General features: G+C 63.1%; 13 protein-coding genes. 10 read left to right on the top strand and 3 right to left on the bottom strand.

Annotated features, from left to right (window positions below; translation table 11 throughout):
* Positions 1-523 precede the first annotated feature (523 nt).
* From QZY01_RS20600 to grxD, 3 genes are all read right to left on the bottom strand, one after another.
* Positions 524-1,576 (bottom strand): 2-oxoglutarate and iron-dependent oxygenase domain-containing protein, encoded by a 1,053-nt coding sequence (locus QZY01_RS20600; RefSeq protein ID WP_294540965.1) that lies wholly within the window; start codon positions 1,574-1,576, stop codon positions 524-526.
* A gap of 851 nt (positions 1,577-2,427) precedes the next feature.
* Positions 2,428-2,781, bottom strand: coding sequence for a (2Fe-2S) ferredoxin domain-containing protein (locus QZY01_RS20595; RefSeq protein WP_294540963.1), 354 nt, complete (start codon positions 2,779-2,781; stop codon positions 2,428-2,430).
* Positions 2,778-3,113: a Grx4 family monothiol glutaredoxin gene (gene grxD / locus QZY01_RS20590; RefSeq protein ID WP_294540961.1), complete on the bottom strand. Its 336-nt coding sequence runs from the start codon at positions 3,111-3,113 to the stop codon at positions 2,778-2,780. Before grxD ends, QZY01_RS20595 begins: the two co-directional genes overlap by 4 nt.
* A gap of 291 nt (positions 3,114-3,404) precedes the next feature.
* Between grxD and QZY01_RS20585 the strand changes: the two genes are divergently transcribed.
* From QZY01_RS20585 to QZY01_RS20540, 10 genes are all read left to right on the top strand, one after another.
* The gene (locus QZY01_RS20585) at positions 3,405-3,893 is read left to right on the top strand and encodes a hypothetical protein (protein WP_294540959.1); all 489 of its coding nucleotides are present in this window, start codon (positions 3,405-3,407) and stop codon (positions 3,891-3,893) included.
* 147 nt (positions 3,894-4,040) lie between these two features.
* Positions 4,041-5,504 carry a Fe-S cluster assembly protein SufB gene (gene sufB, locus QZY01_RS20580; RefSeq protein ID WP_294540957.1) on the top strand — a complete coding sequence of 488 codons (1,464 nt, stop codon included), beginning with the start codon at positions 4,041-4,043 and terminating at the stop codon, positions 5,502-5,504.
* Complete coding sequence (sufC, locus tag QZY01_RS20575) at positions 5,504-6,253, top strand: Fe-S cluster assembly ATPase SufC (protein ID WP_294540955.1); 750 nt, start codon at positions 5,504-5,506, stop codon at positions 6,251-6,253. The genes sufB and sufC overlap by 1 nt, the downstream gene beginning before the upstream one ends.
* A 7-nt stretch (positions 6,254-6,260) precedes the next feature.
* Complete coding sequence (gene sufD, locus QZY01_RS20570) at positions 6,261-7,547, top strand: Fe-S cluster assembly protein SufD (RefSeq protein ID WP_294540953.1); 1,287 nt, start codon at positions 6,261-6,263, stop codon at positions 7,545-7,547.
* Positions 7,537-8,790, top strand: coding sequence for a cysteine desulfurase (locus QZY01_RS20565; RefSeq protein WP_294540951.1), 1,254 nt, complete (start codon positions 7,537-7,539; stop codon positions 8,788-8,790). The genes sufD and QZY01_RS20565 overlap by 11 nt, the downstream gene beginning before the upstream one ends.
* Positions 8,787-9,194, top strand: coding sequence for an iron-sulfur cluster assembly protein (locus QZY01_RS20560; RefSeq protein ID WP_294540949.1), 408 nt, complete (start codon positions 8,787-8,789; stop codon positions 9,192-9,194). The genes QZY01_RS20565 and QZY01_RS20560 overlap by 4 nt, the downstream gene beginning before the upstream one ends.
* A gap of 97 nt (positions 9,195-9,291) precedes the next feature.
* Positions 9,292-9,714, top strand: coding sequence for a Rieske (2Fe-2S) protein (locus tag QZY01_RS20555; protein WP_294540947.1), 423 nt, complete (start codon positions 9,292-9,294; stop codon positions 9,712-9,714).
* A 39-nt stretch (positions 9,715-9,753) separates the two neighbouring features.
* The gene (locus QZY01_RS20550) at positions 9,754-10,506 is read left to right on the top strand and encodes a hypothetical protein (RefSeq protein WP_294540945.1); all 753 of its coding nucleotides are present in this window, start codon (positions 9,754-9,756) and stop codon (positions 10,504-10,506) included.
* 67 nt (positions 10,507-10,573) lie between these two features.
* On the top strand, positions 10,574-10,897 hold the full coding sequence (locus QZY01_RS20545) for an antibiotic biosynthesis monooxygenase (protein ID WP_294540943.1): 324 nt from the start codon (positions 10,574-10,576) through the stop codon (positions 10,895-10,897).
* Between the two features lie 203 nt (positions 10,898-11,100).
* On the top strand, positions 11,101-11,970 hold the full coding sequence (locus QZY01_RS20540) for a xanthine dehydrogenase (protein WP_294540941.1): 870 nt from the start codon (positions 11,101-11,103) through the stop codon (positions 11,968-11,970).
* Positions 11,971-11,992 lie beyond the last annotated feature (22 nt).

Below are 11,992 nucleotides of genomic sequence, written 5' to 3'. Positions count from 1 at the left end.
GAATGCCCGTCCATCAGCCCGAGCCTTGTCCCGCCGCGTTCGCTGCATCGCTCTGTTCGAGGGCCTGGGCGATGGCGGCAATGATGTCGTCGGGGTCTTCGAGCCAGATGGAGAGGCGCACAAGACCCGACGTAACGCCGGCCTCCGCCTGCTGCTTCGCATTGAGCTGGCATGGATGGTTGAACCCGTATGGATCGCAAGGCTGGGCGCATCGCCGGTATTGGCGAGATGATACAGGAGAGCTTGAGGCGATCGATGAAGGCGAAAGCCGCCGCCTCGCCGCCGATCGGCTCGAGGGAGGGAGGCGTCACGGACATGCTCGGGTTCCTTGCGGGTCGCGGCCCGCGAATGGCGAGCCATGCAAAGATTTGAAAGGGCCGTTTCGCCTCCGCCTGCAACGACGTGCGGGCGCGCGCGACCGCCGGTCGGCGGCGACATTCCCCGAGCGACGCGAAGCGGGCGGCGAGCTCGCGCATGAGAAACGAGGCGCGTCATGACCGCTCCCTGGTTGCAGTCTGTTCGATCAATAGAAGGATGCCGGTTCGTGCTGGGGTCTGGTGAGAGCGAGAAGATCGGCGTGATGGCGCACCGCGACGTCGGGATGCGAACGCAAACGGCCTTTCAGAACGTTGCGGCCGACTTCGCTGAACAGGGGATTGAGCGGATCCTGGGTCACGCCGCGAGAAAGCGCGGCCAGATGCGGCGGCAGATTGAGCAGGGGGACGCGCGCATCGAGATGGGCGCCGAGGAAAAAGCCGATCGAAAGCCGGTCGCTTCCCGCCGACGGCGAAACAACGCGATGCAAAGTGGCGCGCAGAAAGCCGCTGGTGGCGATTTCCAGAATTTCGCCGATATTGACGATAAAGCTTCCCGCCAGCGGCGGCGCGTCGATCCAGCCGCTTTCGGCTTCGACCTGCAATCCAGCGACCTTGTCCTGCAAAAGAATGGTGACGAAGCCGCCGTCCTTGTGCGCGCCTACGCCCTGATTCGACTCGCGGGCGCCCCGGCCGGGATAACGGATGACCTTGGTGAGCTGGTTGGGCCAGGGCGTATAGATCGGCTCAAAGACGTCTTCCGGCTGATCCAGCGCGACGGCGAAGGTCCTCAGCACGCGAATTGCGAGAGCCGTGACCGCGTCCTGATAGGCAAGCAGCGTCGGCTTCAGGTCCGGAAGCGCCTCAGGCCACTGATTGGGGCCTTGGAGGCGATGCCAGGGCTGTTTGATCGCTTTGGCGGGAAGCGCGGGACGCTCCGCGCCGACATCGATCTGTTCGCGCCAGTCCGGCTCGCCGCGCGTCAATTCTCGGCCGGGACGCGTGTAGCCGCGAAAGCGCGGCGAATGGATCATCTCGATCGCCAGCTTGTCGGCTTCCGGCAGGTCGAAGAAGCGGCGGGAGAAGCCAAGCGCATTTCGGATCAGCTCCGGGTCGACGCCATGGCCGGTCAGATAGAAGAATCCGACCTCGCGCGCGACCCGCCGCAGCTCCTCGACAAACGCGCGCTTTTCGTCGGCGCCGGCGTCAAACCTGGAGAGATCGAGTGTGGGAAGGCTGGCAGCATTATGGTCCGCAGACATGCGCGCGCTCGGTAAAGAAGCTAGTGCCGGAAGAGTGATCCCAGCCGGAGGGGCGTGTCAATAAATCTATCGACTTTATAGTTAGTTGCACGAGCGAGGCGCGCGGCGCCAAAAGACTGCCGATTTGTTTGAACATCGATTTCAATCAGATAGGACGATGCGCGAGATCGATCCCTGCCGACGGGGACACAATTGCGCCCGTCCAGGAATACGCGGCGAGTGAGGTCTCGCCGTCGCTCGCGATGGCGCGCCGCGCGCCGCCAAGGCTCCAGGCCGTTGCCAGCGGCGCGCTCGCCACGTCAAGCACTCGACATTCCAAAGGTGTCGTCCGGCGACGACAAGGCTCGCATGGCGCGCTATAGCGCGTTTCCATCGAACGGCTGCTCTAGGCCTCGCCTTGACCAAGCGGGCAAGTTTGGCGACAGGCCGCTTGGGGTCACGAATACGCGTTCGACGGAAGCCGTGGAAGTCCGCTGGCGACGTTGTACCGGACGTAGCGGGAAAAGCTTGAAAGACCAGTTTGAGCCGATTCCCGTCATCGCAATAGGACGTTAAGCGAGGGAATTTCACCTCACGCCTTCGTCCGCAAGCAGATTCATGCGCTTGTCCGTGGTTCGAGACGCGCCTGGCGGCGCTCCTCACCGTGAGGGGGTGGGGTTGAGAGAGGGAGGCGCCCGGGTTGTGACGGGGCGCGCGGCGGAGCGACGCGAGGACCTTAGCGAGGAAGCAATCCAGTGGCCGCAGTCCGGGTCTGGATTGCTTCGCCCTAGCCTGTCGAAGACGGGCGTCCTTCGACACCCTATGGCTCGCAATGACGGCCCGTTTTCCGCGCTGAGTTCTTTATCAAGAACTCATCGCTGCGGCACGATCACCAGACGTTCGACCAGCGCGCCGCCCTTGAGGTGGGACTCGATGATCTCGTCAACATCTTCCGCCGATTTCGGCTGATACCAGACGCCTTCGGGATAGATCACCAGCAGCGGTCCGGCGCGGCAGAAGCCGAGGCAGCCGGCCGCCGTGAAGCCGACATCTGCCAGACGCTCGGCTTCAAGCTTGCGCGACAGGCGATCCCACAGCGGCTGGGCGCCCAACTCGCCGCAGGAGCCGCGCGGGTGACCGGCGGGACGCTGGGTGTAACAGGCGAAGACGTGACGCTTGTATACCTGCGGCACGTCGAAAACGGTCGGGGCCGATGACTCCGTCATGCCGGCGCCTTTTCGACGCCCTTGTCGGCGAACAGCTGGGTCAACTCGCCGGAGGCCGCCATTTCGCGCACGATGTCGCAGCCGCCGATGAATTCGCCCTTGACGTAGAGCTGCGGAATCGTCGGCCAGTTGGAGAAAGCCTTGATGCCTTCGCGGATATAGGGGTCGGCCAGAACATTGACAGCGCCGAAGGGGACGCCGGATTCATTGAGCACCTGAACGACCGCGGCGGAAAAACCGCATTGCGGCGCGGCGGGGACGCCTTTCATGAACAGCACCACGTCTTGGCCGTCGATGATCGACTGGATGCGGTCGGAGGTTTTTTCCGTCATGGCAAGACCTTTCAGCTATTGGGTCGGCAAGGGGGTTGGAACTGGGTTTGGTTTCCAGCCGGCGCGAGACGCAAAGCGCGCGGCCGACCGAGCCCCCACTCTGCCTTTTTTGCGATGCAAAATAAAGACCAGCGGTCGGCCGCGCCGCACGGGCGCCTGAAAAACAGTCGAAACCGCCGGAAACTCTGCGTCGCATTACCGACACAGTCCCCCTGTCCGAAACGCGACGAAGCGACCCGGCCCTGCTTTTGCACCGGACCCCGGCAATGCAGCGCAGCGCGAAGGCCCAAAATGATTCTCCCCTTTCCGGCTCCCGAACCCGACTCGATCAATTTCGGCGACCTGCCCGAGGAGATCGACGCCCTGCTGCAACAGGGCGTCGCCGCCTATCGCCGCGATTTCGCCGCCGCCGATGCGTTGTTTCGCGCCGCGCTGGCGGCCGCGCCGGAACAGCTTCCGACCTATTTTTGTCTTTATAAAATCCACACTTATCAGGGCAATCTCGACGAGGCGCGGGCCGCCGCCGAGGCCGGCCTACTGGAGGGCGCGCGGCAGGCCGGCTGGCCCGCCGACTGGCGCCTGTGGACGCCGCGGCCCGGCTCGCCCGACGGCGCCGGGCGTTTCGCGCTCTATACGCTCAAGGCGCTCGCCTTCATCAGCCTGCGCCGCGACGAGCGCCCACAGGCCGAGGAAATGCTCGACCGTTTAAGAAAACTCGATCCGACCGGCGAGGTCGGATGGCCGGTCGTCGCCGAACTGGCGGCGGGAGTCGCCGGCTAGAACCGCGATGCGGCGGGCCATGGCGCCCCGCTTGCATCCATGGCGACGGGCGCCGCGCCGCACAATCGCCGGCGTCGTTTCCGGCGCAGGCGCGCTCCCGCAAGCCTGCGTTATCCAGGCCTTCACAAGCAAAGTCGGAACCCTGACATGAGCGAAGAGACGGAAACCCTGCAAGAGCTCGCGGACCGCAAATACAAGTACGGGTTCGTCTCCGAGATCGAATCCGACTTTGCGCCCAAGGGTCTCAACGAAGACGTCATCCGCTTCATCTCGGCCAAGAAGGACGAGCCCGACTGGCTGCTCGCCTATCGTCTCGATGCCTACAAGCGCTGGCTGACCATGGAAGAGCCGCATTGGGCGAAGCTGCATTATCCCAAGATCGACTTCCAGGACGCCTATTATTACGCCGCGCCGAAAAGCGACAACGATGGCCCGAAAACCATCGGCGACGTCGATCCGGAACTGTTGCGCGTCTATGAAAAACTGGGCATTCCGCTGCACGAACAGGAGGCGCTTGCCGGCGTCCAGCAGCGCAAGATCGCGGTCGACGCGGTGTTCGATTCGGTTTCTGTCGTCACCACCTTCAAGGAGGAATTGTCGAAAGTCGGCGTCATCTTCTGCCCGATTTCCGAAGCCCTGAAATCCCATCCGGATCTGGTGAAGAAATATCTCGGCTCGGTCGTGCCGGTGACCGATAATTTCTACGCCACGCTGAACGCCGCCGTGTTTTCGGAAGGCTCCTTCGTCTATATCCCGCCGGGCGTGCGCTGCCCGATGGAGCTTTCCACCTATTTCCGCATCAACGCCGCCAAGTCCGGGCAGTTCGAGCGCACCCTGATCATCGCCGACAAGGGCTCCTACGTCTCTTATCTCGAAGGCTGCACCGCGCCGCAGCGCGACGAGAACCAGTTGCACGCCGCCGTGGTCGAGTTGATCGCCATGGACGACGCCGAGATCAAATATTCGACGGTGCAGAACTGGTATCCCGGCGACGAGAACGGCAAAGGCGGCATTTACAATTTCGTCACCAAGCGCGGCGACTGCCGCGGCGACCGCTCGAAAATCGCCTGGACGCAGGTCGAAACCGGTTCCTCGATCACCTGGAAATATCCGTCCTGCATCCTGCGCGGCGACGGTTCGAAAGGCGAATTCTACTCCATCGCCATCGCCAATAATTTCCAGCAGGCCGACACCGGCACCAAAATGCTGCATCTCGGCAAGAACACGTCCAGCCGCATCGTCTCCAAGGGCATTTCCGCCGGCCACGCGCAAAACACCTATCGCGGGCTGGTGAGCGTCCACGCCAAAGCCGACGGCGCGCGCAACTTCACCCAGTGCGACTCCCTGCTGCTCGGCGACAAATGCGGCGCCCATACGGTGCCCTATATCCAGTCGCGCAACCCGAAAGCGATTCTGGAACATGAGGCGACGACGTCGAAAATCTCCGACGATCAGCTGTTTTATTGCCTTTCGCGCGGCATTCCGACCGAAGAGGCGGTGGCGCTGATCGTCAACGGGTTCTGCCGCGAAGTCTTGCAGCAATTGCCTATGGAATTCGCTGTCGAGGCGCAGAAGCTCGTCGGCATCAGCCTCGAAGGGAGCGTTGGATAATGCTTGAGATCAAGGACCTGCACGTCAACGTGTTCGGCAAGGAAATCCTCAAGGGCCTTTCGCTCAAAGTGCCGCCGGGCGAGGTCCATGCGATCATGGGCCCCAATGGCGCCGGCAAATCGACCACCAGCTACACGCTCGCCGGCCGCGCAGGCTATGAAGTGACCGGCGGCCAGATCGACCTGTTCGGCGAGGACATCACCGGGCTTTCGCCCGAGGAGCGCGCCGCCAAGGGCATTTTCCTCGCCTTCCAGTATCCGCTCGAAATTCCCGGCGTCTCGACGATGAATTTCCTCAAGACCGCGATGAACGCCCAGGCGAAATTGCGCGGCGAAAAGGAACTCGACGCCGCCCAGTTTTTGCGCATCGTGCGCGCCGCGGCCAAGGAACTGAACATTTCCGAGGACATGCTGAAACGCCCGCTGAATGTCGGCTTTTCCGGCGGCGAGAAAAAGCGCAACGAAACCCTGCAAATGGCGCTGTTGAAGCCCAAACTGGCGATCCTCGACGAAATGGATTCGGGTCTCGACATCGACGCGCTCAAACTCGTCGCCGAGGGGGTCAACAAGCTGCGCGCCCCGGACCGCTCCTTCCTCGTCATCACCCATTACCAGCGCCTGCTCGATTACATCCAGCCGGACGTCATCCACATTCTTTCGGGCGGCAAGATCGTGCTGTCGGGTGACAAGAGCCTGGCGCTGCAACTCGAAGAAAATGGCTACGACGCCGTCATCAACAAAGCCGCGTGAGGGTTTCATGGGCAAAGTCGTGTCGCTCGACAATCTGCTCGCCAGCATGGAGGCGCGGCGCACCGACGTCGCGCCCTGGCTCGGGGCCCTGCTCGGCGAGGCCGGCGAAAAATTCGCGCATCTCGGCCTGCCGAACCGCCGCGTTGAGGCCTGGCGCTATTCCGATCTCGCCAAGGCGCTGCATGAGAGCGTCAAGCTCGAAGCCGACGCGGATGCGCCGCCCGAATTTCCGGGCGCCTGCCTCGCGGCTTTCGAAAACGGCGTGCTGGTCGATAAATTGTCCTCTTATTGCGCAATGGGCGCGATTTCGCTGCGCAAGGCGCTGGCGCAGCAGGATCCAGCCGTCGCCGCGCATATCGGCAAGATCAATCCGCAGCAAGACCATCCGATCGTCAATCTGAACACCGCCTTGATGGAGGAAGGCCTCGTCCTGCATGTGCCGAGGGACGTCACCATGGCGACGCCGCTGCATCTGCGCTTCAACTGGAGCGATGTCGAAACCCAGGGCGACGACGGACGCCATTTGCGGCTGCTCGTCGTGCTCGAAGAAGGCGCCAGCGCGACCATTTTCGAATCCCATGACGGCGCGCCGAGTTTTGCGACCATCGTCAGCGAATTCCGTCTCGCGGCGAATTCCAGCCTCAGGCACATCAGGCTCGAAAACTTCGCCGCAGCCGCCCGACAGACCGCCGTCACGCTCGCCGAAATCGGCGAAAAGGCGACCTATCGCGGCTTCTACCTGTCGCAGGGCGGCCATTTCGCCCGCCACGAGGCGCTGCTCAAACTGGCGGGCGAACAAAGCTTCGCCGAAATGGACGGCGCCTATCTGGTGGCCGACAAGCGCCATTGCGACAATACTACCGTGGTCACGCACGCCGCGCCCAATACGGCGAGCAAACAGACCTTTCGCGGCGTGCTGGCGGGCGCCGGACGCGGCGTCTACCAGGGCTGCGTTCAGGTTGAGCAGGCGGCGCAGAAAACCGATGCGAAACAATTGAGTCGGGCGCTGCTTCTGTCGCACCGCGCCGAAATCGTGACCAAACCCGAACTCGAAATTTTCGCCGACGACGTCAAATGCAGCCATGGCGCCACGGCGGGCGAACTCGACGCCAACGCCCTGTTCTTTTTGCGCGCGCGCGGCATTCCCGAAGCGCAAGCCCGCGCCCTGCTGGTCGAGGCTTTCCTTGCCGAAGCGCTCGACACGATCGGCGATGAAGTCTTGCGCGCTCCGGCTGCGGAAATGGTGCGGAAATGGCTCGCGCGTCACGCCGGCGAGGCCTCCCATGTCGAATAAAGCTTTGGCGGTCAGCCCGGCCCTCCCCTCCTTCGACGTGTTGGCGGAGCGAGCGAAATTCCCGATCCTGGCGCGCAAGATCTACAACAAGCCACTGGTCTATCTCGACAATGGCGCCTCGGCGCAAAAGCCGCAGGAAGTGCTCGACGCGATTCTATCCGGCTATGCCGAGACCTATTCCAACGTCCATCGCGGCGCGCATTTCCTGTCCGGCGAATCGACCGCCGCTTTCGAAAAGGCGCGCGAATCCGCCCGCCGTTTCGTCAATGCGGAAAGGCTCGAAGAGATTGTTTTCACCAAGGGCGCCACCGAGGCGATCAATCTCGTCGCCATGAGCCTCGGCGCCGAAATCGGCGCGGACGACGAAATCGTGATCTCCGAAATGGAGCATCATTCCAACATCGTCCCCTGGCATTTCCTGCGCGAACGCAAGGGCGCGAAACTGCTCTGGGCGCCGGTCGCCGAGGACGGCTCGTTCGAGATCGAAGCTTTCGCCCGATTGCTCACCAAAAACACCAAAATCGTCGCCATCACTCATATGTCGAACGTGCTCGGCACGATCTCGCCGGTGGCGGAAATCGTGCGGCTCACCAATGAAGTCGGGGCCAAGGTCCTGATCGACGGCTCGCAGGGCGCGGTGCATGAAATCGTCGATGTGCAGGCGCTCGGCTGCGATTTCTACGTCTGCACCGGCCACAAGCTCTATGGCCCTTCGGGCATTGGCTTTCTCTATGGCAAATACGAGCTGCTGGCGCAAATGCAGCCCTATCAGGGCGGCGGCGAAATGATCGGCGACGTCACTCAGGACCGCATCACCTATGCGGAACCGCCGCATCGTTTCGAGGCCGGCACACCGCCCATCGTCGAGGCGATCGGCCTCGGCACAGCGCTCGACTATATGATGGGACTCGACCGATTGAGCGTGGCGGCGCATGAATCGGCGCTGCTCGCCCATGTGACCGAAGAAATGGATAAATTGGGGGGAGTGCGCATCTTCGGGCGCGCGCCCGGCAAGGGCGCCCTGGTGACGTTCGAGGTCGCCGGCGCGCACGCGCAGGACGTTTCCACCCTGCTCGACCGCGGCGGCATCGCGGTGCGCGCGGGCACCCATTGCGCGCAGCCGCTGATGACGCGGCTTGGCCTGACGGCGACTGCGCGCGCCTCTTTCGCCCTCTACAACACCCATGAAGAAGTCGAAATTTTCATCCAGGGACTCCGCCGCGTGAAGGAGCTGTTCGCATGAATGAATCGCTTTCGTCGGAAGATCTTGCCCTTGAGGATCCGGGCGGGCCTCACGCTGCCCTCGCCTTCAGCGACGAGGCGGTGGAACTGCCCGAATGGACCGGCGATCTCGAGACCGACGTCGTCAATGCGATCCGCACCGTGTTCGATCCGGAAATCCCGGTCAATGTCTATGACCTCGGCCTGATCTATCGCGTCGATATCGCCGATCCCGCCGCTATCGACATTGACATGACCCTGACCGCGCCGGGCTGCCCGGTCGCCGGGGAAATGCTGCGCCGGGTGGAAAAAGCCGTTCTGCTCGCGCCCGGCGCCACCGGCGCCAAAGTCCATCTGGTGTTCGACCCGCCGTGGGACCCGAACAAGATGTCGGACGAAGCCAAGCTCGAACTCGGAATGCTCTAGCTTTCGCCGGTTCACGCGACGCCGGGAGTCCCCCTCTCGACTTCGTTTGCCAGCGTCGCTTGTCGGGCGTCACTTTCTTCTCTTTGGAGCGGGTCTCATGGACGAATTGTTCGCAATCTGCCGCACTTTCGAAATCGACGACCATGACGCGCGCGGCTTCGTCCTGAAGCGCGTCGGCGCCAATGGAGAAGGCGAACCATGGCCGATCCTCGTCACCCGCAAGGGCTCGAATTATTACGGTTTCGAGAACATCTGTCCCCATGCCGGCAAGCGTCTCGATGCGCAGAGCGGCGAATTCATGGATGAGGCCGGCAATTTCCTGGTCTGCGGCCATCATGGCTCGCAATTCGACCTCGACACCGGCTTCTGCTTCTCGGGCGCCTGCCAGAACAAGTCGCTGACCCCAATTAAAATTGTCCTCGACGATGGCGATGTCTGCGTCACCGGCGTCGAACTGGCGGAGGAAGACGGCCTCGATCTCGAGGAAACCATTCCGGAAGTGGTCATCACCGGCGACTGACCCTGAAGTTTGAAAAATCCCGACAAGGAACCCTCCGGCATGACCGATACCGCGGAACTGGTGAAACGCAAGAAGGCGATCAATCTCGCCGTGGTGCACGGCGACCCCGACGCGTTTCTGGCGCATTTCCTCGGCTGGCTCGAAATCACCGCCTTCATCACGGCCCAGCGCGCCGGCGCGGCGCAGGTCCCCGCCGACGGAATCACCCCGGCGCTCAACGACGCGCAATTGAAAAGCGGCGGCGTGGTTCACGTCGCCAAGGACGCGCTGTTCGCCTTCTGCATGACCGCCGCGCTCAAAGGCGACAAGGGCGCGGTGGACAAGGTCGAGGCGGGGCTGATCGCGCGTTTCGGCGGGGATTTTCCGGGCGCCCCGGCCCTGTGGAGTTTCAGGTCGAAAATCGACGAACCGGCGACGCTCGAAGACCATGTCGGACAGGCGGCGCAGAAAATGCTGCTCGGCGACCTGCCGCCGCCGCCATTGCGCGCCAAGGAAAACTGGAGCGCCGGCCTGCGCTTTCTGGAGAAGGCGCGCAAAAGCAACTTCCCGCAGGAAATCATCTATCCGCTGGCGTGCTGGACGCGCGAGAAATGGGGCGAGACGCTCGAAAAAGGCGTCGCCTTCATGGTCCACATCGAAGACAATGTGCCGGTGCTGCGCGAGGCTTTGGCCGAACCGCGCAACGACGAGCCTTTCGTCGCCAATATGCTGTTGAAAATGGCCCCGGCGGTCGATATGGAACTCAACGACGACGCGCAGGGCTTCTTGCGCTCGCTGGCGCGTCGGGCTTGAGATTTCAGCGCCTGTTCGGTTCCGAAAAGTCCGCGACTTTTCGGGCAAAAAGCTCCGGGAAGCCGACATGACCTTCATCGCCATGAACCGTTTTCGCGTCGCCCTCGGACGGGAGGCGGATTTCGAGGAAGTCTGGCGCCGTCGCCAGAGCGACCTGCCGTCCACGCCCGGCTTCGTTGTCTTTCATCTGCTGCGAGGCGCGAGCGACGACGCCGCGACGCTGTTCGTCTCCCATACTTTGTGGGAGACGCGCGCGGCCTTCGAGGACTGGACGCGTTCCGAAGCCTTCCGCCGCGCCCACGCCGGCGCGCCGAAGACGCAAGGCCTCTATCTCGGGCCTCCGCAGTTCGAAGGTTTCGAGGCGGTCGTCGAAACCACCCGTACGGGCTGACAATTAGCCGACAGGGCGTGTTCCAACACCAACAAGACTGAGGTCGATTGCGGCCAAAGCAGCGACGAAAAGCCCCATTTTCCCGCCATTTAGCCCCCATAAGCGAATTTTGCGCTGGCCCGAGTTCTGCTTTGCCCCGGTACGGGATTTCCGGACCGCGATTGTGACCGGGACAGGCGAAATGATTGCGAAGGGGCCGGGTCATGAGCGCATCGAAATTCGCGGCCTTTTTCGCGGGTTCCGCGCAGCCCTTCGCCGTCATTTTGGGAACCAATGAAATCGCCTCGGCGGTCGCCGTCAAATTGCGCAAGGCGCGTTTCAACGTCCTCCTGAGCCACGATCCCTATCCGCCGGTGATCCGCCGCGGGATGGCCTTTTACGACGCTCTGTTCGACGATCGCGCGGTAATCGATGGCGTGCTTGGCCGGCGCGCCGAAACCGCGATGGAGATCGCGGAAATCATCGGCGACGAGAACAGCGTCGCGGTAACGCCGCTGCAATTGAGCGACCTGCTGGCGCTGCGCCGGATTCCGGTTCTGATCGACGCACGTATGCAGAAGCGCCATGTCACGCCCGATTTCCGCTATTATGTTGGCCTCGCGGTCGGCCTCGGCCCCAATTTCATGGTCGGCGCCAATTGCGACATCGCCGTCGAGACCCGGCCGCTCAGATCCGGCGCGATTGTCGAACAGGGCGCGACCGACGATTTCGACGGCGTCGCCAGCCCGCTCGGCGGCGTCGGCGGCGAGCGTTTCGTCTATGCGCCGGGCGACGGCGTCTGGCATACGCCGGTCGAGATCGGCGCGCCGGTGTTTCGCGGCCTTGGCGTCGGCAATCTGAACGGCCAGACGGTCGCGGCGCCGCTCGACGGCGTGGTGCGCGGTCTGGCGCGCGACGGCGTATTCGTCCCCGCCGGCGTCAAACTGCTGGAAGTCGATCCGCGCGGCCGACGCGCCAGATGGACCGGAATCGACGCCCGCAACCGCGCCATTGCCGACGCGACGGTCCAGGCGATCCGCCAGGCGCGAAAGCGCCGCAAGAGGGCGCCCCGCGCCGCCCAGACCTTCGTTTGAACGAAATTTCGTTGGAGACGGG

The organism is uncultured Rhodoblastus sp., from assembly GCF_903903185.1.
In the GTDB taxonomy this organism is placed as follows: Bacteria; Pseudomonadota; Alphaproteobacteria; order Rhizobiales; family Beijerinckiaceae; genus Rhodoblastus.
The sequence above is the reverse complement of the archived record's forward strand: the minus strand, read 5'-3'. Positions and strand labels throughout refer to the sequence as shown.